This is a genomic window from Rathayibacter sp. YIM 133350, assembly GCF_037404875.1.
In the GTDB taxonomy this organism is placed as follows: Bacteria; Actinomycetota; Actinomycetes; order Actinomycetales; family Microbacteriaceae; genus Orlajensenia.
Genome location: NZ_JBBELO010000034.1, coordinates 37010 through 63319 on the forward strand (window position 1 = coordinate 37010; position 26310 = coordinate 63319).

A 26310-nucleotide genomic window follows, 5' to 3' on the forward strand; every position below is an offset into this window, starting at 1 on the left:
CGACCGCGATTGGTCGCGTGTCTTGGACGACCGTGCACCGCGCTGGCTCCTGCATGCTCGCATGCATGCATAGGTCGAGGCCGCCCAGACGAAACTCTGGCGGTAATCAAGGACCGGTGCCAGAATCGCCGGAAGTAAAGGCATTCCCGATTCCACCTGAGGCAGCATGGCCGTAGTTCTTGACAGCAGGACCTTTCCCGAGGGTGAAAGATCCGAGGCCTTTCGTGCCGGCCTTGATGCCGCTCTGCTGCCACCCACCCGACTGGACATGGCACAGGATGCGCAGGGCGCCCTCCACGCCCTCGACATGGGGTCAGGGATGACGTTGCAGGGGATCGAGATCGCCGGTGATCGGCTGCGGCTGGCACGCCGGTCGCCCGACATGCTCCGAGAGTCCAATCCGGAAAGGGTGTCTGTCGCCTGCCTGACAACGGGAATCTGCGTCACCGAAAACAGTGGACTGCTGCTTTCACGTCCTGACGAACTGCGGGTTCTCGATCTGACCGTGGACTACACCATCACCTACCACGGCAGCTGCCGAAGCATCTCGTACGAGGCGGACTGCGCGACGCTCGGTCTCAAGGTCGACGCAGTGCGGACCGCAATTCCGCTCGTACAGGCCAGCCCATTGCGCAATCTCATGCAGAGGCAGCTCGTCGGACTCGCCGACACCGCCGACGACCTTCCGCCCGCTGCGCGCATCGCGGCTGGCTCGAGCACTGCCCAACTATTCCGCGCGCTCCTCCTCTCTGTCGCAGGTGAAGGCCATCTCCGCCGGGAGGCGATGGCTGCGTCCCTGACGGCAAGGATCGACGACTACATCCGCCGGAATCTGCACGACCCCGACCTCACCCCAGCGCAAATCGCGGCAACGCACAACATCTCGCTGCGCTACCTGTACGTCCTTTTCGACGACCGCGCCGAGACACCCGCCGAGTGGATCATCGGCCGCAGACTCGAGGGGGCCCGCGGCGACCTCGCCCAGGAAAACGCGTCCATCGCGAGTCTCGCGCAACGATGGGGATTCAAGGACCACTCACACTTCACCCGCCGATTCAAGGCAGCCTATGGACTCACGCCCTCCCAGTACGCCGACAGCCTGATGGCAGCCAGAGACGCACACACGACGTCCCCGTAGGTCAACAGCGACTCAGGCTCACCCCATGTCCGTTCGATCACGGCCCTCGCTGCACTGAATCGACACTCCTGCCGGAGCCTCCGCTATTGCGCTCAGAGCGTGGCGGTCTATCCGGTGGTTGGCACTCAATGAATCACGCCATCCTGCCGCGGTGGATGCAATCGTCCCGTGTTCAAGTACGCAGACGACACCTTTGATGAAATGCCGCCGCCCTGGCTCGACAACGCCGAAAGCGGTCAGAGTGGACGCGTGCCACCTCGGGCGGCCGGTATTCTCCGACGGGTTCCCTCAGGCCACGCAGCACCGCGCCTCGGAGCTTGTGTGGCGCTTCAGATTCGCCTTCGTGTGACGCGAGGGCGTGGAAACCGTGGGCCCTACGGACCTGAGTATCCTCTCGGGAGTGAACGACTTCGAGTTGATCCGTCTGTCGGATCGCCGCCACGCCGAGTACGCCGACGCATCCATTGTCAGATCAGATAGCGAGACTGTCTATCTCGCTGGAGGGTGTCCTCTCGACGCGGAGGGCGCCGTGGTCGCGCCCGGAGACCTCGCCCGCCAGACTCGACAAGCGCTCCACAACATGGACTTGGTCCTCCAGCGTTGTCGTGTCTCTCTCGAGAACGTGGCGTTCTTGCGGATCCTCGTGGCAACGGACCGATCAGGGGATCTGGGCTTGGTTTGGAACGTCGTCAGAGAGCACTTCGGCAGCCATGAGATGCCCGCGACGTTGCAGGGAGTGCCCGTGCTCGGGCATCCGGGTCAACTTGTCGAGCTCGAACCCATCGCGGCAAGATCGCCGAGCTAGTCGCGACTGTCCCGCGTGGATACCGAAGCCTCGGGATGACCGGGTGTGCCCTGATGCGTTGAGCATCCCGGTATTCGACGATGGATGGATGACGTCCACAGGGCTTGCGTCATGACCAGCGCCGGTCGACGGGGCCTCGGGACCAGTGCTCCCAGTCCTGCCAGACGACCGTCGCAGGCTCCGGCAGGGGACCTGGTTGGCACCATCACCGGGATGATCGTGCTCCTCTTCGTCGCGGCTCGCCTTCGCCTGATGATCGGGTATCGCGCATGACCGAGGCCGGAGATCAACGTGCCGTGCAGCTCCGAGGCCTATATGCGCTCAACCTGATCTGGACGATTCCCGTCGCACTCCTTGCCTGGTACATGGCAGTTTCCGTTGCCCGTTTCAGCCGATGCGGAATCGACCAGTGCCTTGGTGATCCCGGCGGCTGGGAATCGCCAGCAGTGCCAGACGCCATAGGGGCGACCGTTTTCAGTGCAGCGATCCTCATGGTGGCGATAGGCATCTTCCCCTGGCTGTACCCGTGGCGACCGCGTTGGGGACTTGCGGCAGTCGTCGCCCTCCTCTCCATTCCAGTGAGTCTGTATGTTGTCCTCTTCGCTGCGTTCTGACGGCGTGCCCGCGAACGAGTACGGCACGCCTGAGTCGGTACTCACTTCATCAACCAAGAGCCCCTCGGCCAACGAGCAGGTCGGACGCCCACTCGCCGACGGCGGGTTCGATAGCCTGCCATCCATGGGAGCGAAAGGAGCCGGCAGGTTGCCGTGGGGGCGGCCCCTGAGCGTGAGCAACGAGGTCACGACACTCGAGCTCTTCTTCGACCTGGTTTTCGTCTTCGCGTTCCGGCAGGTGACGGCGATCATGCTGGCTGACGAGAGTTGGCTGGGCGTCGTGCAGGGCCTGATCACTCTGGGCCTCGTGTGGTGGGTCTGGACGGCCTACGCCTGGCTGGCGAATCAGGCGCGCGCCGATCGCGGCATCGTGTACGCCACGATGGTCGTCGCCGTGATCGCCATGCTCGTCGGATCCGTCGCCGTGCCCGAGGCGTGGAACGACCGGATGGGCGGAGTCTCAGGGCCCCTCGTCTTCGTGGCCGCCTACCTTGCGCTCCGCTTGGTGCACCTTGTGGGCTACCTCTTCGCAGCCGGCGACGACACCGCGCTGCGCCGTCAGCTCGTGGCGACGCTGCCGCGGGCGATCGTGCCCTCGGTCGCGCTGCTGATCGTCGGCGCGGTCCTGGGTGGGGTCTGGCAGCTGGTGCTCTGGCTCGCCGCGCTGCTGTTGGACTACCTGCTGACCTATCTGTCCAACGGCCGGAGCGGCACCAACATCCGCGTCAACTCGGTCGGGCACCTCTCCGAGCGGTACGGACTCGTCGTTCTGCTCGCGCTCGGAGAGTCGATCGTCTCGATCGGCGCCGTCACCGCACACGCGCCGCTTGACGGGTGGGGAGTCCTCGCCGTCATTCTCGCCGCCATCATCGCGGTGCAGCTGTGGTGGGCATACTTCCGCGGGTTCCAGGCATCCATCGGTCGTGCTTTCGCCGACCGCGTTGGCGGGGCCCGGGTCGGCATCGCCGTCGCGGTCTACGGCTACCTGCACGTGGTGATCGTCGCGGGCATCATCGTGCTCTCGGTGGGGATGGAGGCGGCGGCGACGCCGGAGCGAGCCGGTGATGCGCTGGACTGGTTCTCGGCCGCGATGCTCGGTGGTGGATCCGCCCTCTTCCTCGCGGGCACGATCGCCGCGGAACTGCGGGCTTCGGGTCGCTGGCTCGTCGCGCGCAGCGCGGCAGCGCTGGTTGCCGTCGCGCTGATCCCGCTGCTGGCGTTCACGCCGTCCGTCGGCACGCTCGCCATCATGGCCGGACTGTTCGGCGCGATGCTGAGTGCGGAAGCGGTGCGCTCGCCGTTCGGTGACCCGGCGGCGTACGCCCAGACCGATGAGGACGATGAGACCCGGCGCTGACTCGCTCCGACGGAGGATCGGTCCTCGACGTGTGGGATCCGGCGCTCCTGCGTGTGGATACGCGCCGCTGTGTGCCGCACGGGCCGATCCTCGTATCCTGAGCCCATGCCTCGATCAGCCGTCAGCGACCCTGCCGCACCGCAGCCGGTCGGCCCATACTCACACGCGGCCTCGGGGGCAGGTGACCTGATCTATCTCTCCGGCCAGACCCCCATCGATCCGAGCACCGGGGCGCTCGTGGATGGCGGCATCCAGGCGCAGACCGAGCAGGTCTTCGCGAACCTGGCCTCTGTGCTCGCGGCCTCGAAGCGCGACTTCGGCGATGTCGTGAAGGTGAATGTCTACCTGATCGACATGGCCGATTTCGAGGCGATGAACAGCGTCTACGCACGGGTGTTCTCACCGCCGTACCCCGCCAGGACGACCGTCGCTGTCGCCGGTCTCCCATTGGGGGCGCGCGTCGAAGTCGAGATGCTCGCCGGCTCTCCCAGCGACAAGCCTGAGCCGCGTCCCTGAAGATCCCCGGCTTCGCGGCGTCGTCATAGAGGCCATCCGCATCGACCGGTGCAGGTTCGGGCTCTTACCGTGCGGAGCTCGTGCTGGCAGGCTGGGTTCATGGAGATCATCGAGTGGTGGCCGAAGCTCGACCCCGCCACGAAGGAATGGCTCGTCACCCACAACGGCGAGCCCGTCGACCGCGATGTTCTCGCGAAGATCGTCGCCGCCGGCGGCTCGCTGACCTCGGACGGGTGGTGGATCGGTGAGGAGGGGCCCGACGGCTTCTTCCTCTCCGATGAAGCGACCGACTGGATCGAGGCGTCCGCCAACGGTGAATCCGCCTGACGTCGCTCACGGAGGAGTTGACGGGTCGAGCCACCGCGGGAGCGAGGCGCGCGCGGACGGAGGCGCAGAGCGGGCGCTTTAGACTGGAGGCATCCCGATCTCCCCGATGAAAGGTCGCCGCGTGGTTCAGGCGGATGCTGCCGCATTCTCAGCGCGATCCTGGGTGATCCCCGTGACGCGGGCGGCCATCGCCCTCGTTCCCGGAATCGCCATCGCCTTCATCCCCGACCACTCGGCTGCGTTCGGACTTCTCGTCTTCGGCCTGTGGGCCACCGTGTCGGGTGTCGTGGTCGGCGCGCTCGTGCTGCGAGGGCTGAGCGGCCTCTACCGCGGGCTCTTCCTCACCAACGCGCTGCTGACGGCCGTCGTCGGGCTGCTCGCCCTCAGCCTCACGGATGCGGGCCTCGCGTTCTACCTGTTCCTCGTGAGCGTCTGGGCCGCCGTCACCGGATTTCTCGAACTCTATGCGGGCGTGCGCCAGCGCAATGCCGCGAACCGGGCCGGTGAGCGTTCGACCGAAGCGCGCGACCGGATCACCGTCGGCGCCCTCACCGCCGTGTTCGCGCTCGTCTACCTGCTGCTGCCGCCGAACGCGGTCGTCGCCGTCGGCATCCTCGGCGCATACCTCGTCATCATCGGCGTCTTCCTGGCGATCGCCGGATTCTCCCTGCGCTGGGACGCACCTCGCGCATCCGTCACCACCCCCAACGAAGAAGTCTCATGAGCCAGAGCCCACTGCCCGAACCGAGTCGACGCGACCTGTTGCGTCCCGTCGAGATGGTCGTCGGAGCGCTCATCGCCTCGGCCTTCGTGGGAGTCATCGTGCTGATGGCCACCCGCGAGATCGGGCTCGCCGCGATCGCGCTCGGCGTGGTGTTCATCATCACCCTCGTCGTGCTGGCCATGTTCGCGATGACCTGGAAGGCCGACGACTCGGAGGTCGCCGACCTCGACGAGCAGGACGGCGACGGCGCCCACCACTAGCGCCGACCGCTGAGGCGGTCGGTCGCCGGGGTGAGACGGGCCGGCCGCGCCGACGCGCTCAGTGGCTGCTGTCGAGGTGGCTGGTGTCGAGCCGGTCGACGAGTTCGTCGGCGAGCCCGATGTAGCTCGCCGGGGTCATGCCGAGCAGGCGCTGCTTGGCCTCCGCACCGATGTCGAGGGCGTCGACGAATTCGGCGAGCTCGACCGCTCCGATGCGCCGACCCCGTGTGAGGTCCTTGAGCTGGGCGTAAGGGTCCGCGATCTGCGAGCGACCCGCGACGACTTCGGCCCGGATGACGGTCTGGATCGCCTCGGCGAGCACCTCCCAGTTCGCGTCGAGGTCGGCCGCAAGTGCCGCCTCGTCGAGGGCGATCTCGCCCAGCCCGCGCTCGAGGTTGTCGAGGGCCAGCAGGGAATGACCGAAGCCGACGCCGATGTTGCGCTGGCTGCTCGAATCGGTCAGGTCGCGTTGCAGACGGCTGGTGACGAGCGTCGCGCCGAGCGAGTCGAGCAGCGCAGACGAGAGCTCGAGGTTCGACTCGGCGTTCTCGAACCGGATCGGGTTGATCTTGTGCGGCATCGTCGAGGAACCGGTCGCGCCGGCCACCGGAATCTGGCGGAAGTAGCCCAGGGAGATGTAGGTCCAGATATCCGTCGCCAGGTTGTGCAGCACCCGGTTGGCGTGCGAGACGCGGGCATAGAGCTCAGCCTGCCAGTCGTGCGACTCGATCTGAGTGGTCAGCGGGTTCCAGGTGAGGCCGAGGGACTCCACGAACTCCCGGGAGATGGCGGGCCAGTCCGCGGTCGGATCGGCGGCAACGTGTGCGGCGAAAGTGCCGGTGGCGCCCGAGAACTTGCCGAGGTAGTCGGATGCTGCGACCTGCTGGGTGATTCTGCCCAAGCGGTACGCGAAGACGGCGAGCTCCTTGCCCATGGTCGTCGGCGTCGCCGGCTGGCCGTGCGTGCGCGCCAGCATCGGCACGGAGCGGTGCGCCTCGGCGAGCTCGGTGACCCGGCCGATGACCGTGTTCAGCTTGGGCAGCCAGACGCGGGTCACCGCATCCTTGACCGTCAGCGCATAGGAGAGGTTGTTGATGTCTTCGCTCGTGCACGCGAAGTGGGTCAGTTCGGCCACCCCGTTCAGCCCGAGGGCGTCGAGCTGGTCGCGCACGAAGTACTCCACAGCCTTTACATCGTGGCGGGTGCGCGCCTCGTGCGCGGCGAGAGCGGCGACGGATGCGTCGTCGAAGTCGGTCACGAGCGCCCGCAGAGCCTGCTTCTGGTTCGCCTCCAGCGAACTCGAGCCGAACATGGCACGATCCGTCAGGAAGATGAGCCACTCCACCTCGACGTGAACGCGTGCGCGGTTCAGGCCCGCCTCGGACAGGTACTCCCCGAGAACGGCGACTGCCGCGTGGTAGCGGCCATCGAGGGGGCTGAGGGGCTGATCGGCGAGGCTCATGGGGAATCCTGTCTGAAGCGGGGCGACCCCTCTATCATCCCAAGAACGCCGACGGCGGATTCGCCGACTGTCCTCCTCGCAGTGCCGGGGCCAACTGGCGGAACAGGGCGCCGGTGGCTCGCTCGATCATGAGCAGCACGGCGTCGAACATCTGCGGGTCCGAATAGTACGGATCGGGAACGTCGCGAAGGTGGGCCTGCTCGGCGTCGAGCGAGAGCAGCATCCGCACCTTGCCGCGGTCGAGTTCCGAGGGTGCCCAGTTGCGCAGGATGCGCTCCTGGCTGCGGTCGAACACGACGATGAGGTCGAGCTCGTGAAAGGTCGACGGGTCGAACTGGCGGGCGCGATGGTGACTGCCGTCATAGCCGCGTCGGGCGAGTGCGTCGATGGTGCGACTGTCAGCCTGTTCTCCGACGTGCCAGTCGCCGGTACCCGCCGAACGGACCTCGACGAGAGGCGACAGGCCGGCCCGTGCAACCTGATCACGCAGCACGACCTCCGCCATGGGCGAGCGGCAGATGTTGCCGGTGCACACGAAGGAGATCCGGAACGGTGCCGCAGGGTCGGCTGGAAGCATGCCCCCATTCTGTCGGCGTGAGGCACTCCTGCACAGTCGTGTTCCATCGCAAGGCCAACGCATCCTCACCCCACCGGCACCCCGTCAGGGGCGCCGGTCGGCGAACCTGAAGAGGTGAACGACGCGGCGACCCAGTTGCAACTGCTGGAGCGCCTGCGTGCCGCGGTCGAGGAGGCCGCCGTGACGCTGGCCGATGAGCCGCGGCAGTGGCGCTCGCCGGCCGAACGGGCATTCCGCGACCGCCTTCATGATTTGCGGCATTCCGTGGCGTCGCTCGCCGGCGTTCTCGAGGCCGCCATCGAGCAGGCGCGCATCCGTGCGGCGGGATCGGGATGAGCGACGAGATTCCCGGCGGTGGCGGCCCGCTCCTCGTGCACGACGGCAGCATCGCGGTCGCGAGCGATGAGCTCTACGCGGCATCGCAGCGACTGAGGTGGGTCGCGCGCGAGGCCGACTCCTGGGTCGCGGGACTCGCCGCCGCCGTCTGGGTGGACGGCTCGAACGCCGGCGTTCTGAGCGCTGCCCGATCGCGCGCGGCCGACATCTCCGCGCAGGCCGGTCACCTGGCCGGCGCCCTCGACCTGTCGGCCGCGGCGTACGGACTCACCGAGCGCTCCCTCGAGGCGATGCAGGAGACGGCGGGCAGCGTGCTCGCATGGTGGGCGGGCTTCTGCGCCCGGGTCACGTGGCCTCTCTGGGTCGCAGCAGGGGCAGCGCTCAGCATCGACGTTGCGGTGGCGTGGCTGGCGGCGAACGGATGGCGCCGGCTGACCGGCCGGTCGGCTCTCGATGGCGCAGACTTCCTGCGCGAGCACCGCGAGATTCTCAACAGTCCTCTTACCAGCGCGCTCGTGCGCACGCTCGTGTCGTCGGTCGACGATGCCGTCGAGGGCGCCCAGGGCATACCGCTGCCCCTCGTGCGGGCGTTCGGCGAGAGCGGCGCCGGCCTCACGGGCGTGTCCAGTTCCGCGTTCGGCCTGCTCGCAGTGGCCGGAATGCTCGGCCTGCTGCGGGAGTCCGCGGTCAGCACGCGGCGCGTGGATGCCGACGGGGTCGGGCTGCGCTCCACCGCGCGGCGCGGCGCCGACCTGTACGTCGGACAGGCGGTGCAGGCACCGACCGGCGTGGCGGAACTGCTCGATCGCATCCCGCCGGCCGTCGCCGACGAGCCGCAGGTGCGCATCGAGCGCTACGGATCGGCACAGGCCCCCGACTGGGTGGTGTACATCAGCGGCACGAGCGGCTGGGAGCTCTCCGGCAGCCCTCAGCCGTGGGATGCCACCTCCGACGTGCAGGCTCTCGCCGGGCAAGAGTCGGGCTCGTATCGGGCGGTTCTCGACGCGCTGGATGCCGCGGGGGTGAAGCCGGGCGACTCCGTGACCGCGGTGGGTCATTCACAGGGCGGGCTGCTCGCTGCCCAGCTGGTCGCCGACGACCGCTTCTCGGCCGCGGGACTCGTGACGGCGGGGGCACCCCTGGCCGGCGTGCGCATCCCCGACGAGGTACCGGTGCTGCAACTCGAGCACACCGACGACATCGTGCCTGCGCTGTCAGGACTGCGCAGCTCCGATGCCTCCGCCGACCACCTCATCGTCAGTCGGGAACACGGACTCGAGGGTCCGGCCGACTCCCTTGTTCCCGCCCATGCGATCGGCGGCTACCGGCAGACGGGCGCGCTCGTGGATGCGTCGGACGATCCACGGCTGCAGCGGCTGCGCGAGGTGCTTCTCGAGCGGGTGGCCACCGACGGCGAGGCGACGTGGTGGCTCGGCGTGCGCGAGAACGTCAGTCGTGCATCGCCGGACGGAAGATGAGGCCGAGGATCCAGGCGATGATGCCGAGCACGAGGGCGCCGAGCACACCCCACCAGAAGCTCTCGACCACGAGGCCGAAGCCCATGAGATCGGAGATCCAGGCCACGATCAGCAGCAGCAGCCCGTTCACGATCAACGAGAGCAGGCCGAGCGTGAGCAGGTAGAGGGGGAACGCGACGATGCGGATGGCGGTGCCGACGATGCCGTTGACCACGCCGAAGATCAGGGCGATGAGAAGGTAGGTGAGAACCCAGGCCAGGGTGGTGTCCTCGTAGGGCTTCACCTGCACTCCGCTGACGATCAGCGTGGTGAGCCAGAGGGCGAATGCGTTGATGATCAGCTTCAGCAGGAATCGCATGGCTCCACTATGGCACCGGCACTGCAGCGGCGAACAGGTACGGCACGCACATGCTGCCGGCGGAATGACCGCTGCCTAGACTGGGCACCGTGAGAGATTCCTCGAAGCTCTCGTCGGCCGCAGGCATCCGCCTCCGCCCCGAGATCGCCGCGTTGCCGCCGTACCGCCAAGGCCGAGCGGCCGCAGCCGACGGGTTCAAGCTCTCGAGCAACGAGAACCCGTTCGACCCGCTTCCCGGGGTCGTGGATGCGGTGGCCGCGGCCTCGAACTTCAACCGCTACCCCGACGCCACGGCCGTGGAACTGCGCCAGCGGCTCGGTGAGCGCTTCGGCCTCGACGTCGACGAGGTGCACATCGGCGCGGGCTCCGTGGCCATCCTCGCGCAGCTCATCCTGGCGACGAGCGCACCGGGAACCGAGGTGGTGTACTCCTGGCGGTCGTTCGAGGCGTACCCGGGCCTCGTCACGGTGGCGGGCGCGACGAGCGTTCAGGTGCCCAACCGTTCCGACCACGGCCACGATCTCGCGGCGATGGCCGCCGCCGTGACCGAGCAGACGAGCATGGTCATCGTCTGCTCCCCGAACAACCCCACAGGCTCGGTCGTCATGGCCGATGAGTTCTCGGCCTTCATGGCCGATGTTCCCGAAGACGTTCTCGTCGTTCTCGATGAGGCGTACGCCGAATTCGTCGGTGATCCGCGGGCCGTGAACGGCATCCCCCTGCTGGGGCACTACCCGAACCTCGTCGTGCTGCGCACCTTCTCGAAGGCGTACGGCCTGGCCGGGCTGCGCGTGGGCTACGCGCTCGGCCCCGCCCGCATCCTCGACGCGGCCCGCTCGACGGCCATACCGCTCTCGGTGACCGGCCAGGCGTCGGCCGCCGCGATCGCCTCCCTCGCGGCCGAGGATGAGCTGCTCGAGCGCGTGCGGCACATCGCGAGCCGGCGCGACGCGGTGTGGAAGGGCCTGCGCGAGCAGGGCTGGCAGGTTCCCAAGCCCTTCGGCAACTTCCTCTGGCTGCCAACGGGAGCCGAGACGGATACCGTCGCCGAGCGACTCTTCGACGCAGGACTGGTCGTGCGGGCATTCCCGCCCGAGGGCATCCGGGTGTCGATCGGAGAGGAAGAGTCGGTGGACAAACTCCTACAGATCGCCGGGGAGATTGTGCGGAACCTACCAGAGGGGCATCCGGTCCGCCGGATAGCGTAGAGAAATGGCTGCGATCCCAGACGACTTCAGCATGCCGACCGTGCAGGCGCTCGGCGCCGACGGGGCCTACGCTCCGAACGAGGCCGCAGAGCCGTTCCTGCCCTACCTCGAGGCGCTGGGCGAAGAGGATCACCGGCGCTTCTACCGCGAGATGGTGCGGGTGCGCCGGTTCGACCGCGAGGCCGCGAACCTGCAGCGGCAGGGGCAGCTCGCGCTGTGGGTGCCCAGCCACGGACAGGAGGCCGCGCAGGTCGGCTCGGCCCTGGCATCCAAGCCGCACGATCACATCTTCCCGTCGTACCGGGAGCACGTCGTCGGCCTCATCCGGGGGCTCGACCTCGTCGACATCCTGAGGATGCTGAAGGGCGTCACGCTCGGCGGCTGGGTTCCCGAGGAGAACGGCAACTTCCACCTCTACACGCTCGTGCTCGCCTCGCAGACCCTGCATGCGACGGGCTACGCGATGGGTTTGCAGTTCGACGGCGCGACCGCGACCGGCGATGCCGATCGGGACGAGGCGGTCATCGTCTACTACGGCGACGGTGCGTCCTCGCAGGGTGACGCCAACGAGGCCCTCGTCTTCGCGGCGAGCTACCAGACGCCCCAGGTCTTCTTCCTTCAGAACAACGGCTGGGCCATCTCGGTGCCGGTCGAGCGGCAGAGTCGTACTCCGCTCGCCCTGCGAGGCCGCGGCTTCGGCATGCGCGCCGATCGCATCGACGGCAACGACGTTCTCGCCTCGTACGCGGTCACGGCCAAGCACCTCGACGACGCGCGCTCCGGAAAGGGCCCCGCCCTCATCGAGGCGATGACCTATCGGGTCGGCGCCCACACCACCGCCGACGACCCCACGAAGTACCGCACGGATGCGGCTCTCGAGGAGTGGGTGCAGCGCGATCCCATAGCCCGCATGACCGCGTTCCTCAAGGCACGCGGCGTGGACCAGGCGTTCCTCGACGAGGTCGACGAGGAGGCCGCGGACTTCGCCGCCGACGCCCGTCGTCGGGCCCTGGAGATCGTCGGCCCCGACGTCGACGTGATCTTCGACAATGTCTACGCGGAACCGCATCCGGTTCTGGCCGAGCAGCGCGCCTGGTTCGAGGCCTACGAAGCCAGCTTCGAGGAGGCAGAATGACCGACACGATCACGGCCGAGGCGCAGACCCAGGTGCCCGCGCGTCCCACGGGGAGCGCAAGCCTACCCCTCGGTAAGGCGATCAACGCGGGGCTGCGGCAGGCACTGCGCGATGACCCCAAGGTGCTGCTCATGGGAGAGGACATCGGTCCCCTCGGCGGCGTCTTCCGGGTGACGGAGGGGCTCATCCAGGAGTTCGGCGACAAGCGCGTGCTCGACACGCCCCTCGCCGAGGCGGGCATCGTGGGAACGGCGATCGGCCTCGCGATGCGCGGCTACCGCCCGGTGATCGAGATCCAGTTCGACGGCTTCATCTTCCCGGCGTTCGACCAGATCACCACGCAGCTCGCCCGCATGCGCAACCGCCACGAGGGCGGGGTGAGCATGCCCGTCGTCATCCGGGTGCCCTACGGCGGCCACATCGGCTCCATCGAGCACCACCAGGAGAGCCCAGAGGCGTACTTCGCTCACACGCCCGGCCTGCGGGTGGTGAGTCCGGCGACGCCGAACGACGCGTACTGGATGATCCAGCAGGCCATCCGCAGCGATGACCCGGTGCTGTTCTTCGAGCCCAAGAGCCGCTACTGGCCCAAGGGCACCGTCGAGTTCGAGGGCGAGCCCACTCCCCTGCACGCCTCAAAAGTCGTGCGCTCGGGAACGGATGTGACCGTCATCGGCCACGGTGCCATGGTGACGACGCTCGTCGAGGCGGCCGACATCGCCGCCGAGGAGGGCACGAGCCTCGAGGTCATCGACCTGCGCTCCCTCTCCCCCATCGACTACGGGCCCGTGCTCGCCTCCGTCGAGAAGACGGGGCGCGTCGTCGTCGCGCAGGAGGCATCGGGGTTCGTGAGCGTGGGCAGCGAGATCGCCGCGACCATCGCAGAACGCGCCTTCTACCTTCTGCAGGCACCCGTGCTGCGGGTCTCGAGCTTCGACACGCCCTTCCCGCCGGCCGCCGTGGAGACGCACTTCCTGCCGAGCCCCGACCGTGTGCTCGAGGCCGTCGACCGCGCGCTGGCGTACTGAGCACGAGAGGTGACCATGAGCGAGCTGACCTTCCGCCTGCCCGACGTCGGTGAGGGGCTGACCGAGGCCGAGATCGTGCAGTGGCGGGTCGCCCCGGGCGACACCGTGGCGGTGAACGACGTGCTCGTCGAGATCGAGACCGCGAAGTCGCTCGTCGAATTGCCCTCCCCCTATGCCGGAGTCGTCGGCGCGCTGCTGGTGCAGGAGGGGCAGACGATCGACGTCGGAACCGCCCTCATCACGGTGGCGGATGCCGCGGCCGGCGCGGCGGATGCGACGCAGACTCCAGCCGTCGTGGGCGAGGTCGGCGTCGGCAGTGCGGTGCAACCGGTCGAGCCGGTTACCGCATCCGGCAGCGCAGCCTCCGCCCCGGCCGCGACCGAGCCCGAGCAGAAGCCCGATCCGGTACTGGTCGGCCACGGCGCCACCGGCCACGGCGGATCCCGCCGGCGACGCTCGCACACCGTCCCCGCCGCGCACGAGCAGCTCGCCCCGGCAGCGGTGCACCACAGCTCGGCGCAGCCCCTCGCCCGGCCGCTGCCGGCCCCCGCGACATCCGCCGGCCCGATCCTGGCGAAGCCCCCCATCCGCAAGCTCGCCAAAGACCTCGGCGTCGACCTCGCAACGGTCACGCCGACCGGCCCGATCGGCGACGTCACCCGCGACGACGTCGTGCGTGAGGCGAGCCAGGCCAGCGTGTTCCGCAACATCGAGACGCCCGAGTGGCCCGACGCGCGCGAGGAGCGCATCCCCGTGAAGGGCGTGCGCAAGATGATCGCCCAGACCATGGTCTCGAGCGCATTCACGGCCCCCCACGTGAGCCTCTTCGTCGACGTGGACGCCACGCGCACGATGGAGTTCGTCAAGCGGCTGAAGGCCTCCACGGACTTCGCCGGCATCCGGGTCTCGCCGCTGCTCATCATGGCGAAGGCCATCGTGTGGGCGGTGCGTCGCAACCCCACGGTCAACGCGGCGTGGACCGATGAGGACATAATCGTCAAGCACTACGTGAACCTCGGCATCGCCGCCGCCACGCCCCGCGGTCTCATCGTGCCGAACGTCAAAGAGGCGCAGGCGATGTCGCTCGTCGAGCTCGCTCAGGCGCTCGAGCAGCTCACCCTGACGGCTCGCGACGGCAAGACCACGCCGGCCGACATGCAGGGCGGCACGATCACCGTCACCAACATCGGCGTCTTCGGCATGGACACGGGCACGCCCATCCTCAACGCCGGCGAGGTCGGCATCGTCGCCCTCGGAACCATCAAGCCCAAGCCCTGGGTCGTCGACGGCGAGGTGCGGGTGCGCCAGGTCACGACCATCGGCGCCTCGTTCGACCACCGCGTGGTCGACGGCGATGTGGCGAGCCGGTTCCTGGCCGACGTCGCCTCCATCATCGAGGAACCCGCGCTGCTGCTGGAGTAGCCCGCCCGCCCGCGCCCGCCCGCGGCCCGCATCCGTTGCGCCACGAAAACGGCCCCTGCGCCAGAACAACTGGTGCAGGGGCCGTGAAAGTGGCGCAGAGCGGATGCCGCCGCAGCGGCCCGGGTCAGCTCGCGGCGAGGATGTCGATCACGAAGACGAGCGTCTGGCCGGCGAGCTCGCTCGTGTTGGAGTCGCTCTTCTCACCGTAGGCATCCACCGGCGGGAGCACCGCGATCACCTGCGAGCCGACGGTCTGGCCGGCGATGGCCTTCGAGAAGCCGGGAACGACCTGGGCGAGCGAGAACTGGGCGGTGCCGCGTCCCCAGCTCTGATCGAAGATCTTGCCGGTGTCCCACGACGTGCCCTGGTACTGCACCGTCACGGTCGCGCCCTCGGCGACGACGGCGCCGTTTCCCTTCTTGAGCACGCCCACCTTGAACTCAGTGGGGGCATCCGTCTTGGGCAGCGTGATCGTGGGCTTGCCGTCCTTGGCGAGCTTCACCGCCGGCAGGCCCTCAGGAGCGGGCTGCTCTGCACCCCACGCCTTGTCGGGAAGGATCTTCTTGACGTCGAGCACGACCACGAGGTTGTCCTTGGCGCCGATGCCGAGCTGGGTGTTGCCGTCCTTGCCGAAGGCGTCGGCGGGAGGGATGACCGAGACGACGCGCGAGCCCTCATTCACGCAGCCGATGGTCTTGGCCAGGCCGGTCATGAGCGCGGAGGCGCTCGCCGTGAACTGCGGCTGGGTGGTGCCGTCGTAGCCGGAGGCGTCGATCTGCTTGCCGGTCGAGCCGTTGTAGACCGCGTAGGCGACGGTCGCGGTGCCGCCGGCCTTCAACTCCTTGCCGGTGCCCTTGACGACGACGGTGCGCTCGGTCTTCTTGACGCTGATGCCGTTGTCGAAGGTGGCGGTCGGCGTCGTCGCGACGTCTTGGGTGACCGTGACCGACTTCGATGCACTCCCCGACGGGGTCGCGCACACATCGACATCACCCGCCGCTGCGGCGGTCGTGGTGCTGGCCGGCGACGGGCTGCCGCTGGAGCAGGCCGTGAGGGCTGCGAGCACCGTCAGTGAGGCGGCGGACGCGAGAAGGAGCTGTGAGCGGCGCATGAAGAGCTTTCGTCAGGGACAGGGCCGGGCGGCAGCCTACCGGCCCCGGCGGTGAGCGCGCTGGCAGGAGGCTGGCAGAGCCCTCCGCATCCCGGCTGCTTTTCGAACCAGCATTTTGACAATGATTATCAATAGCGTTAGCGTCGAGGCGTGAGGAAGACGTGGGCATCGGCCATCGGCGTGGCGGCAGCGGTGCTGGTGCTCGCCGGATGCGCGCCCCTGCCCGCCACATCGCCGACCGCGACGGCCGAGCCGTTCGATCCGAACGCACTCTCGGTCGTCGCCACCACGACCCAGGTCGCCGACTTCACTCGAGAGGTCGGTGGTTCGGCCGCGCAGGTGACGCAACTCATCCAGCCCAACCAGAGTGCCCACAGCTACGACCCGTCGGCCTCCGACCTCGTGGCCCTCAGCCAGGCCGACCTGATCGTCGAGAACGGCGCCGGCCTGGAGGAATGGCTGAAGGATGCCATCGACGCGTCAGGCTCGCATGCCGTCGTCGTCGACGCGAGCACGGGCATCGCGCTGGACGGGCACGGCGCAGCCGAGTCGGGTGAAGAGCACGGCAGCAACCCGCACATCTGGACCGACCCGCGCCGCGCCGCGCAGATGGTGAACACCATCGCCGACGCCCTGGCCGCCGGCTACCCGCGGCAGGCATCCGCCATCCAGGACCGCGCAGAGGCGTACACGGCCAAGCTGACCGCGCTGGATGACTGGACCCGGCAGAACGTCGACACCGTCCCTGCGGCCCAGCGCCTGTTCGTGAGCAACCACGACGCCTTCGGCTACTTCGTTGAGGCGTACGGAATCGACTACGTCGGCAGTGTCATCCCGAGCTTCGACGACAACGCCGAGCCGAGCGCCGCCGAGATCGACCGGCTGGTGGTCGACATCAAGGCAACCGGAACGACCGCCGTCTTCAGCGAGGCCAGCCTCTCCCCCAAGCTCGCCGACACCATCGCCCGCGAGGCGGGAGTGAAGGTGTACGACGGTGACGACGCCCTCTACGGCGACTCGCTCGGCCCGGCGGGCAGCGACGGCGACACCTATATTCGGGCCCAGCTGCACAACGTGCGCCAACTGCTCGACTCGTGGGGCGTCACCCCCACCGAACTGCCGGCGGAGCTGCAGTGAGCGGCGCGAGCATCCGTTCATCGCGGGGCGGCGCGAACCCGACGACGGATGCGGTGCTGCGCCTCGAGAACGCCGCCTTCTCGTACAACGGCACGGCCGCCGTGCACGGCGTGAGCCTCGAGATGGCGGCCGGAGAGGCGGTCGCCCTCATCGGGCCGAACGGCTCGGGCAAGTCGACACTGCTCAAAGGGGTGCTCGGGCTGATCCCGGTCACCGCAGGACGATTCGAATCCTTCGGCCAGGTGCGCAGCGGCCTGCCCGCCGCACGCGCTGCCGCCGCGGCGCGCGCCGCCCGTCGGCGCATCGGCTACCTGCCGCAGAGCGACGAGCTCGACCCCGACTTCCCCCTCACGCTGCAGCAGGTGGTGACCATGGGCCGCTACCGCTCCCTCGGTTACTTCCGTTGGCCCGGTCGCGCCGACACGGATGCGGTGCGCCGGTCGCTCGAGGCCGTCGGACTCGCCGATCGGGCCGCAACGCGCTTCGGCGACCTGTCGGGCGGCCAGCAGCAGCGTGGACTGCTCGCGCGTGCTCTCGCGTCGGGGCCGGGACTGCTTCTGCTCGATGAGCCGTTCAACGGCCTCGACCAGGCCAACCGCGACGCCCTCGTGCAGACGCTGCGGGTACTGAAGGAGCGCGGTGTGGCGGTGATGGTCTCCACGCATGACCTCGAGCTCGCCCGCGAGGTCTGCGACACCGTGCTGCTCATGAACGGCGGGCAGGTCGCCTGCGGCCCGACGACGAGGGTGCTCACCCTCGACAACGTGCAGGCGGCGTTCGGCGGGGTCGGCGTCGAGGTCGACGAGCACACCCTTGTGGTCCCCGGCCACGAGGGCCACTGATGGACTGGCTCTTCACCGCCTTCCAGCTGCCGTTCATGGCGCGGGCGCTCGGCGTGCTGCTCGCCCTCTCGGTCGTCACGGGCGTCGTCGGCGTGCTCGTGAACCTGCGCGGGCTCGAGTTCATCAGCGACGGCCTCACCCACGCGGTCTTCCCGGGCATCGCGATCGGATTCGTGTGGGGCGGCCGCGACGGACTCTTCCTCGGCGCCGTCATCACGGCCGTGCTCGCGGCGGCGCTGCTCACGCTCTTGACGCGGCGCGGCGTGGCGTCGGACTCGGCCATCGCCGTCGTGCTCACCGGGTTCTTCTCCATCGGCGTGCTCGTCGTCTCTCGGCAGACGGACTTCGCCGGCCAGCTCGACGCCCTGCTCTTCGGACGCCTGCTCACGGTGACGGATGCCGACCTCTGGCGCACGATCGCCATCTGCGGCCTCGCCGTGCTCGCGGTGCTCGCCACCCTGCCCGCGCAGGTCTACCGTGCCTTCGACCCCCGAGGTAGCGAGGCCTCCGGCTTCCGCCCGCTCGCGCTCGACCTCGTGCTCAACGTCGCGATCGCGCTCGTCGTCGTGGCCGCATCCAGTGCCGTCGGCAACCTGCTCGTGCTCGCCGTGCTCATCGTTCCCGGTGCGATCGCCCGCCTGCTCACCCTGCGGTTGTGGATGCTGTTCCCCCTCGCCGCCGTGGCGTGCGCGCTCGCCGCGTGGCTCGGGCTGGGGCTCGGCTTCGCGGCATCTGTTTCGGGCGGGGTCTCACTGCCGGCCGGATCGACGGTGGTGGTCACGCTCGTCGCCCTCTATGCGATCGTGCTGCTGGGTCGGCTCGCGCGTGACCGGATGCGGAGGGCCTGATGGGTTACTTCGAGAAGGCGCTGCTGGCGGCGGCGCTCATCGGCGCACTCTGCGGGCTCGTCGGCGTGCTCGTCGTGTTGCGCCGCCGCGTGTTCTTCGCCCAGGCGCTGACCCACGCGACCTTCCCCGGCGCGGTCGCGGCGGCGTTGCTGGGGTGGAACATCCCCTTGGGCGCCGCACTGGCCAGTGTCGTCATCGTGGGAATCATGGCCCTCATCACGCGCGTGCGCCGGCAGGGGGGCCAGGTGGCCGCCGGCATCGTGCTGACCGCGGGGTTCGCGATCGGTGCGCTCATGCAGGCCGCCAGCCCCGACGTGCCCGTGCACCTCGAGTCCTTCCTCGTCGGCTCGATCCTCTCGGTCTCGACGAGCGACATCGTGCTCACCTCGAGCGTGCTCGTCGTCGCCCTGGTCGTACTCGCGGCGATGGGCAAGCAGATCCTCTTCCAGACGTTCGATCGTTCGGGGTTCGCCGCGGCGGGCTTCCGCACGCTTCCGTTCGACGTGGTCGTGCTCGTGCTCATCACGGCGACGGTCGTGACCGCCATGCCGGCCGCCGGCGCCATCCTCGCGATCGCGCTGATCGCCGCTCCCGCGGCCGCGGCACGGCTGCTCGCGCCGACAGTGGGCTCGATGTTCGTGGTCGCGCCGATCATCGGCGCAGCATCCGGGCTGCTCGGGGTGCTGCTCTCGCGCTCGCTCGATGTGGCCGCGGGGCCGGCCATCGCCCTTCTCGCTGCGGGGTTCTTCATGGCAGCGCTGCTGGTTCGGCGGATGCCGCGGCTAGCCTTGAGAGACGAAGGAGCGAGGGTATGAAGCGCAACACCTGGCAACGGGAGGCCGTGCGGGAGGCACTAGATGCCAGCGGCGGCTTCATCAGCGCGCAGGGCCTGCACGGCGCGCTGCACGCGGGCGGCTCCCCCATCGGGCTGGCCACCGTCTACCGAGCGCTCGCCAGCCTGGCCGAGCAGGGCGAGGCCGACTCGCTGCAGTCCCCCGAGGGCGAGAGCCTGTACCGGGCGTGCACGAGCACGGGGCACCACCATCACCTCATCTGCCGCAACTGCGGGCTGACCGTCGAGATCGGTGCGGAGCCGGTGGAGACCTGGGCGCAGGGCGTGGCCGCACAGCACGGCTTCACCCAGGCCGCCCACGTGGTCGATGTCTTCGGCCTGTGCGCGGAGTGCACCGCCCTCAGCATCGAATCTGCAGGATCAGCGGCACGGCGAGCGGAATAGCCGCCCGCCGTGCCGCTCGTCCTGCAGATTCACAGCGGGGCCGCCGGCTGCCGGTTTGGCGACACGCCCGGCATGACGTAGACTCTCCCTTTGGCTAGGCGTGATCTCAGCGCCTGGATCGTATGCCGACTCCCCGATTCTCTCGAAAACGGGCCGACGCATGCCGACAAGAGATCTTGGGAGGGGCATCAGCCCCTCGGTATTGGAGGAACAACCATGGCAGCAGTGTGCCAGGTGACAGGAGCCGTTCCCGGCTTCGGTCACGCCATCTCGCACTCGCACCGTCGCACCAAGCGGCGCTTCGACCCCAACGTGCAGAAGAAGACGTACTTCGTTCCGTCGCTTCGCCGTAACGTCACCCTGAACGTGTCCGCCAAGGGCATCAAGGTGATCGACGCTCGTGGCATCGAGTCCGTCGTCAAGGACATCCTGGCCCGCGGGGAGAAGATCTGATGGCAAAGCAGCAGGACATCCGTCCCATCATCAAGCTTCGTTCCACGGCTGGAACCGGGTACACCTACGTGACCCGCAAGAACCGCCGTAACGACCCCGACCGTCTCGTGCTGAAGAAGTACGACCCCGTAGTGCGCAAGCACGTCGACTTCCGCGAGGAGCGTTAAGAATGGCCAAGAAGAGCAAGATCGCCCGTAACGAGCAGCGCAAGGTCGTCGTGGAGCGCTACGCCGCCCAGCGCGCCGAGCTCAAGAAGGCTCTCGTGAGCCCGACCTCGACCGACGAGGAGCGCGAAGCCGCTCGCGTCGGCCTGCAGAAGCTGCCCCGCAACGCCTCGCCGGTGCGCGTGCGCAGCCGCGACGCCATCGACGGCCGCCCCCGCGGCGTTCTCACCAAGTTCGGTGTCTCCCGTGTGCGCTTCCGCGACATGGCGCACCGCGGTGAGCTTCCCGGCATCACCAAGTCGAGCTGGTAAGGCTCGCAGCACCTCGAGAGGGCGTCGGCTTCGGCCGGCGCCCTCTTCGCGTTCATCAGGGTGACGGATGTGACGGATGCTGCGCGAAATCGGCGTGTCGTTTCGCCCTAAAGGGCGGAAATCCGCGGAAACAAGCCGATCTCTGTTATGTTCGAGGCGGTCATCACGGCCGTGGGGGCTTACCGATCCGGTGCTGCCCTGACATAACTCGATAGCTGTATCTACAGACACACGTCCGAGGAGGACACTCAATGGCTGACACGCTGAACAAGACCGAGCTCGTCGCGAAGATCGCTGCGGGCACCGGCGAGAGCCAGGCCACCGTCGACCGCGTCATCGGCGGACTGTTCGACGCACTCGCCGACGCCGTCGGCTCGGGCACCAAGGTCTCGATCCCGGGATGGCTCGCCGTCGAGCGCACCCACCGTGCCGCGCGCACCGGCCGCAACCCGCAGACCGGCGAGAGCATCGAGATCGCCGCCGGCAACTCGGTCAAGGTCTCCGCTGGCAGCAAGCTCAAGGCTGCCGCCAAGTAGTCCACGCTCCACCACGAAAGGCCCGGCGGATGCCGGGCCTTTCGTCGTCCTCGGTGGCAGAAGGCGCCCAGCCACGCGAACGTAGACTTGGGGGGTGAATCGCACCGCCCGAGTCCTCGGTCCTGCCGTGCTCGTGGCAGTGGCACTTGTCGCGCTCATCGCGGCGCTCTCCTACGGCGGCGGCGCCTCCCCGCAGGCGCTCGAAGACCCGGGTGCCCTGGTGCGCTGGGGCCTTCCGACGGCGACGCTCATCGTGGACCTCGCCGCAGCAGGCATGATCGGCGCCCTGGTTCTGGCCTGCTGGGCCCTGAGCCCGAAGGAGCCGGAGTTCGACGCGGCGCTCGACGTGGCAGCGGCATCCGCGGCTGTCTTCACTGTCGCATCTGCGGTCACCGGCTTCCTCACCTTCCTCTCGGTGACGAACACGCCGTTCGGCCTCGACGAGCGCTTCGGCGCGACGCTGAGCCAGTTCCTCACCGACATCCCCCTAGGGCAGGCGTGGCTCGGCACGACGCTCATCGGCGCCCTCGTCACGGTTCTCGCCTTCGCCGTGCGCAACCACACGGCGCTCGTCTTCGTGACGCTCGTGGCCGTCGCCTCGCTCGTGCCGATGGCCCAACAGGGTCACGCCGCCGGAACGGCCGGGCACAACGCGGCCATCGTGGCGCTGGGGATTCACATCGTGTTCGCTGCCATCTGGCTGGGCGGATTGCTGACCATCGTGATGCTGCGGCGGCACCTGCCCGCCGGCCGCCTGGTCGCCGTGCTGGGCCGGTATTCGAGCGTCGCCCTCATCGCCTTCATCTGCGTCGCCGCATCCGGCTACGTGAGTGCCGCCCTGCGCGTGGGAACGTGGGGAAACCTGCTGACGCCCTATGGCGTGCTCGTCTTCGGCAAGATCGCCGCGCTGCTCGCCATCGGATGCTTCGGAGCCGTTCAGCGCCGGTACGCCATCGGGCGCATGCAGCGCTCCGAGGCCTCCGGGCGCCCCGGCAACGGCTGGTTCTGGGGCATCGTGCTCGCCGAACTCGCCTTCATGGGCATCGCCTCGGGGCTCGCGGCCGCCCTGGCGCGCACCGCCACCCCGGTCTCGGAGTCGGTGCCCTCCGGCCGCACCCCGGCCGAACTGCTGACGGGACAGCCGCTGCCCGCACCGCTCGAGGGAGCCCGCTACCTCACCTCGTGGGACTTCGACCTGCTGTGGCTGCTCGTGTGCGCCTTCGGCATCTTCTTCTACCTCGCCGGCGTTCGTCGATTGCGGGCGCGCGGCGACAAGTGGCCGGTGTACCGCACGGTGCTGTGGGTCGCCGGCATGCTCGTGCTCTTCTACATCACGAACGGTGCCGTCAATCTCTACGGCCAGTACCTGTTCAGCACACACATGCTCGCGCACATGACCCTCACGATGGCGGTGCCGGTGCTGCTGGTGCCGGGCGCACCGGTCACCCTGGCCGCGCGCGCCATCCGCCCCCGCAAGGACGGCAGTCGCGGAGGCCGCGAGTGGATTTTGCTGGCGGTGCACTCCAAGCCCGCGCAGGTGCTCGCCAATCCCATCGTGGCCGCGGTGCTCTTCGCGGCCTCGTTGTGGATCTTCTACTACTCGCCCTTGTTCAGCTGGGCCACGACCGACCACATCGGCCACGAGTGGATGACGGTGCACTTCCTGCTGACCGGCTACCTGTTCGTGCAGTCGCTCATCGGGGTCGACCCGGTTCCGTACCGGCTCCCGTACCCCTTCCGGTTGCTGCTCCTGCTGCTGACCATGGCGTTCCACGCCTTCTTCGGCCTCGCCATCATGACCGCGACCGGCCTGCTGCTCTCGGACTGGTACGGAGCGATGGGCTGGGGAACGGATGCGCTGGCCGACCAGCAGTTCGGCGGCGGCATCGCCTGGAGCGTTGGGGAGATCCCGACGCTCGCGCTCGCCATCACGGTGGCCATCCAGTGGAGCCGGGCCGACGAGCGTGAGACCCGACGCCGCGATCGCAACGCCGACCGCACCGGGGAGGCCGAGCTGGCGGCCTACAACGCCCGGCTCGCCGCCCTCGCGCAGCGCGACGCCGCCTCCTGAGCAGGGCGTCCTCGCGGCCGCACATCCGGGTGCCGGCGGGTCTGCAGAAGACGTGCGTCAGTGCAGCTGGATGTTCAGTGCGTTGTCGCTTCCGATGGTGACCGTCGCCGCCATCGTGAAAGACTCGTCACGCTCGATGGTGGATTCGTCGCCGTCGAAGAGCGACTGCACGCCGACGGAGACATGGGCGGTACCGTCGGCGGGCGGCATCTGGAAGGCGCTCTCGTCGGCGACGAGACTGACGACGGGGTCCTCGACGATCGACCACGCCGGGGGACTGGTGAGCCGGTCGTCGATGACCGTTCCGAACGGGCAGCCGGTGGGCTGCAGAACCTGCTGCTTGGCGCAGTCGGTCAGGTAGGTGTTGATCTGCGTCTGCACTTCGCTCACGAAGGTGGCGGTGGGCTGAACGTCGATGCTCACCTCGGTCGTGCCGGACTGGGCGAGCGGTACCGGCTTCGCGGCGGCCTCCAGCAGCGGCGACCGCCGGCTGAAGGTGTACAGGTTCGGGGTGAGCACCAGGTAGCGCGCGCTGTGACTGAACCCGGCCTGAGCATCAGGCGCCTCCTGCACGCGAGCATCGAGCGTGAGGCCGTTGACGCTGAAGCTGCTGTCGTGCAGCACGGTCACAGACACCGCCCCGAGCGGGCTCGTCGCGAAGCGCCAGCTGTGGAACACGCCTGCCCACGATCCGTTGCGCTCGACGCGGAAGCTGACCTCATCGCGCTGCGTTCCGAGCGTGGCGCGGTAGACGACGGTGCGCACGCCCTTCGCATCGGCAGTGTCGCTGACGAATTCGAGGTTCTTCGGCGCGCGAAGAACGGAGGAGCGCAGCAGGGTGCGGGCGGCATCCGTCGGCAGCCCGGCCTCGGCGAGTTGGGCCTTCGTCAGGTCGACGCCGGGGAAGGAGAGCGCGACGTCGGCATTGCGCTCCTCGAGGGCGGTGAGGTACTCGCGCACGAAGCCGGAGGGACTGTAGACGTCGCGGTTCAGCGATCCGATCGCCGAGACGAGCGCGGTCAGCAGCAGCACGGCGACACCGCACCAGAGCGCGATGGCGATGAGAGGGGTCGTCGTCGGTTGCGGGGCCGCGGCCTCCAGTGGCACTGCCCCGGAGACCACCGCCCCAAGGCGTACCGGTGCCCCCGCGACGTGGGCGCCGGGATGGGACAGCCCGAGCTCGCGATCCGAGATGATCGGCACGGGAACGGTGATGCCGAAGGGACTCGTCGCGGGCACAGCCGTCGGCGCGACGTCGGGGTCGCCCGCGTAGGCGCGAACCAGGGGAGGCAGCGTGCGAGGCACGACGTGCTGCTCGGTTCCCGGCTGGGATGCCGTTGCCGTCTCCGTGAGGCGGGCATCCGAGCCTACGGCCTCCATGCCGGGCGCGTCGGTGGGCCGGGGATCGGCGGCGCCGTCCCCCTCCTGCCCAGCACCCGGTTGCACGCAGTCATTCTAGGGGCGGGCATGCCGTGCGCCCCCGGTCACGGCCGGGTCGCCTAATGTGGGTGGAGAGTCGTGATCGAGAGGCGTGCTGTGTCGTTCATCGCCCTGTCCCCCGAGCAGGCGGCGGTCTTCGAGGCGATCGAGTCCACGCGCGACCACGTCTTCGTCACCGGCCGGGCCGGCACCGGCAAGTCGACGCTGCTGAACCACCTCAACTGGAACACCGAGAAGCAGATCGTCATCTGCGCGCCCACCGGAGTCGCCGCCCTCGGGGTGGGCGGTCAGACCATCCACTCCCTCTTCCGGCTGCCGATCGGGCTGATCGCCGATCACGAGATCGACCAGAACGACGTCACCAGAAAGCTGCTCAACACCATCGACACGCTCGTCGTAGACGAGGTCAGCATGGTCAGCGCCGACCTGCTGGATGCGATGGACCGCAGCCTGAGGCAGGCGCGCCAGAAGCCCGAGGTTCCCTTCGGCGGCGTGCAGGTGGTGCTCTTCGGCGATCCGTACCAGCTCGCTCCCGTTCCCGGCGACGCCGACGAGCGCGCGTACTACCTGGACCACTACCGCTCGATGTGGTTCTTCGACGCGCACGTCTGGCAGGAGGCCGGTCTGCGCATCTTCGAACTCGGCGAGATCCACCGCCAGAGCGACGCCGGCTTCAAGCACATGCTCAACGCCGTGCGCCACGGCCAGGTGACGCCCGAGATCGGTGGAGCGCTCAACGGCTACGGCGCGCGGCGCCCGCTGCCAGAAGAGGGCGCCATCACCCTCGCCACCCGGAACGACACGGTCAATCGCATCAACGCCGCCGCGCTGCGCCGCCTGCCCGGCAAGTCCCATACCAACGAGGCGGAGGTGGTCGGCGAATTCACCGGCCGCGCCTTCCCCGCAGACGAACGGCTCGAGCTCAAGGTGGGCGCGCAGGTGATGTTCCTGCGCAACGACAGCGGCGCCGAGGGCGGTCCCCGGTGGGTCAACGGCACCCTGGGAACGGTCACCCGCATATCGGGCAACGTCTGGGTGGAGGTGGACGGGGAGGAGCACGAGGTCGAGCCGGCGGTCTGGGAGAAGATCAAGTACAGCTACGACCCCCTCACGAAGAAGCTCGCCAAGGATGTCATCGGCGAGTTCACCCAGTACCCTTTGCGGCTCGCGTGGGCGGTCACGGTGCACAAGTCGCAGGGCGCGACCTATGACACCGCCATCATCGACCTCGGAGCCCGCGCGTTCAGCCCGGGGCAGACCTACGTCGCGCTGAGCCGGCTGACGAGCATCCGGGGTTTGTACCTTGCCCGACCGCTGCGCCCGAGCGACATCATCGTCGACCCCGACGTGGTGCGATTCATGCAGGGCGGCCCCGCCCCGGTCGAAGGCGACCTGGAATAGCCGCGCAGCGCCGA

At 68.7% G+C, this 26310-nt stretch carries 30 protein-coding genes; 25 read left to right on the forward strand and 5 right to left on the reverse strand.

Annotated elements, in window-relative coordinates:
* The first annotated feature begins 166 nt into the window (after window positions 1-166).
* From WDJ51_RS13195 to WDJ51_RS13230, 8 genes are all read left to right on the forward strand, one after another.
* Window positions 167-1138 (forward strand): helix-turn-helix domain-containing protein, encoded by a 972-nt coding sequence (locus WDJ51_RS13195; protein WP_337852928.1) that lies wholly within the window; start codon window positions 167-169, stop codon window positions 1136-1138.
* A 400-nt stretch (window positions 1139-1538) separates the two neighbouring features.
* On the forward strand, window positions 1539-1943 hold the full coding sequence (locus WDJ51_RS13200) for a RidA family protein (RefSeq protein ID WP_337852929.1): 405 nt from the start codon (window positions 1539-1541) through the stop codon (window positions 1941-1943).
* 269 nt (window positions 1944-2212) lie between these two features.
* A complete protein-coding gene (locus WDJ51_RS13205) occupies window positions 2213-2557 on the forward strand; it encodes a hypothetical protein (RefSeq protein WP_337852930.1) in 345 nt (114 codons plus the stop codon).
* A gap of 124 nt (window positions 2558-2681) precedes the next feature.
* A complete protein-coding gene (locus tag WDJ51_RS13210) occupies window positions 2682-3914 on the forward strand; it encodes a low temperature requirement protein A (RefSeq protein ID WP_337852931.1) in 1233 nt (410 codons plus the stop codon).
* A 105-nt stretch (window positions 3915-4019) separates the two neighbouring features.
* Window positions 4020-4430, forward strand: coding sequence for a RidA family protein (locus WDJ51_RS13215; RefSeq protein ID WP_337852932.1), 411 nt, complete (start codon window positions 4020-4022; stop codon window positions 4428-4430).
* A gap of 99 nt (window positions 4431-4529) precedes the next feature.
* Window positions 4530-4757 (forward strand): hypothetical protein, encoded by a 228-nt coding sequence (locus WDJ51_RS13220; protein ID WP_337852933.1) that lies wholly within the window; start codon window positions 4530-4532, stop codon window positions 4755-4757.
* Window positions 4758-4929: 172 nt separating this feature from the next.
* Window positions 4930-5481: a DUF308 domain-containing protein gene (locus tag WDJ51_RS13225; protein ID WP_337852934.1), complete on the forward strand. Its 552-nt coding sequence runs from the start codon at window positions 4930-4932 to the stop codon at window positions 5479-5481.
* Window positions 5478-5741, forward strand: coding sequence for a hypothetical protein (locus tag WDJ51_RS13230; protein WP_337852935.1), 264 nt, complete (start codon window positions 5478-5480; stop codon window positions 5739-5741). Before WDJ51_RS13225 ends, WDJ51_RS13230 begins: the two co-directional genes overlap by 4 nt.
* A 58-nt stretch (window positions 5742-5799) precedes the next feature.
* Here WDJ51_RS13230 and purB read toward each other — a convergent pair whose 3' ends face one another.
* Together purB and WDJ51_RS13240 are read right to left on the reverse strand one after the other, a co-directional pair.
* A complete protein-coding gene (purB, locus tag WDJ51_RS13235) occupies window positions 5800-7203 on the reverse strand; it encodes an adenylosuccinate lyase (protein WP_337852936.1) in 1404 nt (467 codons plus the stop codon).
* 34 nt (window positions 7204-7237) lie between these two features.
* Window positions 7238-7780, reverse strand: coding sequence for a low molecular weight protein-tyrosine-phosphatase (locus WDJ51_RS13240; protein WP_337852937.1), 543 nt, complete (start codon window positions 7778-7780; stop codon window positions 7238-7240).
* A gap of 114 nt (window positions 7781-7894) precedes the next feature.
* On the opposite strand from WDJ51_RS13240, the gene WDJ51_RS13245 reads away from it, so the two are divergent.
* Both WDJ51_RS13245 and WDJ51_RS13250 read left to right on the forward strand, forming a co-directional pair.
* A complete protein-coding gene (locus WDJ51_RS13245; RefSeq protein ID WP_337852938.1) occupies window positions 7895-8116 on the forward strand; it encodes a hypothetical protein in 222 nt (73 codons plus the stop codon).
* A complete protein-coding gene (locus WDJ51_RS13250) occupies window positions 8113-9594 on the forward strand; it encodes a hypothetical protein (protein WP_337852939.1) in 1482 nt (493 codons plus the stop codon). Before WDJ51_RS13245 ends, WDJ51_RS13250 begins: the two co-directional genes overlap by 4 nt.
* On the opposite strand, the gene WDJ51_RS13255 is transcribed toward WDJ51_RS13250, so the two are convergent.
* The gene (locus tag WDJ51_RS13255) at window positions 9566-9952 is read right to left on the reverse strand and encodes a phage holin family protein (RefSeq protein ID WP_337852940.1); all 387 of its coding nucleotides are present in this window, start codon (window positions 9950-9952) and stop codon (window positions 9566-9568) included. The two genes, WDJ51_RS13250 and WDJ51_RS13255, sit on opposite strands and share 29 nt — an antisense overlap.
* A gap of 125 nt (window positions 9953-10077) precedes the next feature.
* Here WDJ51_RS13255 and WDJ51_RS13260 point away from each other — a divergent pair, with 125 nt between their 5' ends.
* Genes WDJ51_RS13260 through WDJ51_RS13275 form a run of 4 tightly spaced genes read left to right on the forward strand, consistent with a single transcriptional unit; the run spans window position 10078 to window position 14745 of the window.
* A complete protein-coding gene (locus WDJ51_RS13260; protein WP_337853068.1) occupies window positions 10078-11160 on the forward strand; it encodes a histidinol-phosphate transaminase in 1083 nt (360 codons plus the stop codon).
* A 4-nt stretch (window positions 11161-11164) separates the two neighbouring features.
* Window positions 11165-12295: a thiamine pyrophosphate-dependent enzyme gene (locus tag WDJ51_RS13265; RefSeq protein ID WP_443218498.1), complete on the forward strand. Its 1131-nt coding sequence runs from the start codon at window positions 11165-11167 to the stop codon at window positions 12293-12295.
* Complete coding sequence (locus WDJ51_RS13270) at window positions 12292-13323, forward strand: alpha-ketoacid dehydrogenase subunit beta (protein WP_337852941.1); 1032 nt, start codon at window positions 12292-12294, stop codon at window positions 13321-13323. Before WDJ51_RS13265 ends, WDJ51_RS13270 begins: the two co-directional genes overlap by 4 nt.
* Before the next feature lie 15 nt (window positions 13324-13338).
* Complete coding sequence (locus tag WDJ51_RS13275) at window positions 13339-14745, forward strand: dihydrolipoamide acetyltransferase family protein (protein WP_337852942.1); 1407 nt, start codon at window positions 13339-13341, stop codon at window positions 14743-14745.
* 124 nt (window positions 14746-14869) lie between these two features.
* On the opposite strand, the gene WDJ51_RS13280 is transcribed toward WDJ51_RS13275, so the two are convergent.
* Window positions 14870-15856: an FKBP-type peptidyl-prolyl cis-trans isomerase gene (locus tag WDJ51_RS13280; protein WP_337852943.1), complete on the reverse strand. Its 987-nt coding sequence runs from the start codon at window positions 15854-15856 to the stop codon at window positions 14870-14872.
* A 150-nt stretch (window positions 15857-16006) separates the two neighbouring features.
* Here WDJ51_RS13280 and WDJ51_RS13285 point away from each other — a divergent pair, with 150 nt between their 5' ends.
* The 10 genes from WDJ51_RS13285 to WDJ51_RS13330 all read left to right on the forward strand — a co-directional run bounded on the left by WDJ51_RS13285 (window position 16007) and on the right by WDJ51_RS13330 (window position 23455).
* Window positions 16007-16993 (forward strand): metal ABC transporter substrate-binding protein, encoded by a 987-nt coding sequence (locus WDJ51_RS13285; RefSeq protein WP_337852944.1) that lies wholly within the window; start codon window positions 16007-16009, stop codon window positions 16991-16993.
* Entirely contained in the window at window positions 16990-17835 is an 846-nt protein-coding gene (locus WDJ51_RS13290) for a metal ABC transporter ATP-binding protein (protein ID WP_337852945.1), read from the forward strand. The genes WDJ51_RS13285 and WDJ51_RS13290 overlap by 4 nt, the downstream gene beginning before the upstream one ends.
* Complete coding sequence (locus tag WDJ51_RS13295; RefSeq protein ID WP_337852946.1) at window positions 17835-18683, forward strand: metal ABC transporter permease; 849 nt, start codon at window positions 17835-17837, stop codon at window positions 18681-18683. The genes WDJ51_RS13290 and WDJ51_RS13295 overlap by 1 nt, the downstream gene beginning before the upstream one ends.
* Window positions 18683-19498 carry a metal ABC transporter permease gene (locus tag WDJ51_RS13300; RefSeq protein WP_337852947.1) on the forward strand — a complete coding sequence of 272 codons (816 nt, stop codon included), beginning with the start codon at window positions 18683-18685 and terminating at the stop codon, window positions 19496-19498. The genes WDJ51_RS13295 and WDJ51_RS13300 overlap by 1 nt, the downstream gene beginning before the upstream one ends.
* Complete coding sequence (locus WDJ51_RS13305) at window positions 19495-19920, forward strand: Fur family transcriptional regulator (protein WP_337852948.1); 426 nt, start codon at window positions 19495-19497, stop codon at window positions 19918-19920. The genes WDJ51_RS13300 and WDJ51_RS13305 overlap by 4 nt, the downstream gene beginning before the upstream one ends.
* Before the next feature lie 216 nt (window positions 19921-20136).
* Window positions 20137-20373 carry a 50S ribosomal protein L28 gene (gene rpmB / locus WDJ51_RS13310; RefSeq protein ID WP_337852949.1) on the forward strand — a complete coding sequence of 79 codons (237 nt, stop codon included), beginning with the start codon at window positions 20137-20139 and terminating at the stop codon, window positions 20371-20373.
* Complete coding sequence (gene rpmG, locus WDJ51_RS13315) at window positions 20373-20540, forward strand: 50S ribosomal protein L33 (protein WP_089916186.1); 168 nt, start codon at window positions 20373-20375, stop codon at window positions 20538-20540. The genes rpmB and rpmG overlap by 1 nt, the downstream gene beginning before the upstream one ends.
* A 2-nt stretch (window positions 20541-20542) precedes the next feature.
* A complete protein-coding gene (rpsN, locus tag WDJ51_RS13320) occupies window positions 20543-20848 on the forward strand; it encodes a 30S ribosomal protein S14 (RefSeq protein WP_337852950.1) in 306 nt (101 codons plus the stop codon).
* Window positions 20849-21099: 251 nt separating this feature from the next.
* Complete coding sequence (locus WDJ51_RS13325) at window positions 21100-21384, forward strand: HU family DNA-binding protein (RefSeq protein ID WP_337852951.1); 285 nt, start codon at window positions 21100-21102, stop codon at window positions 21382-21384.
* 94 nt (window positions 21385-21478) lie between these two features.
* Window positions 21479-23455: a cytochrome c oxidase assembly protein gene (locus tag WDJ51_RS13330; RefSeq protein ID WP_337852952.1), complete on the forward strand. Its 1977-nt coding sequence runs from the start codon at window positions 21479-21481 to the stop codon at window positions 23453-23455.
* Between the two features lie 57 nt (window positions 23456-23512).
* On the opposite strand, the gene WDJ51_RS13335 is transcribed toward WDJ51_RS13330, so the two are convergent.
* Window positions 23513-24901, reverse strand: coding sequence for a hypothetical protein (locus WDJ51_RS13335; protein WP_337852953.1), 1389 nt, complete (start codon window positions 24899-24901; stop codon window positions 23513-23515).
* A gap of 90 nt (window positions 24902-24991) precedes the next feature.
* Between WDJ51_RS13335 and WDJ51_RS13340 the strand changes: the two genes are divergently transcribed.
* Window positions 24992-26296, forward strand: coding sequence for an ATP-dependent DNA helicase (locus WDJ51_RS13340; RefSeq protein ID WP_337852954.1), 1305 nt, complete (start codon window positions 24992-24994; stop codon window positions 26294-26296).
* Window positions 26297-26310: the final 14 nt, after the last annotated feature.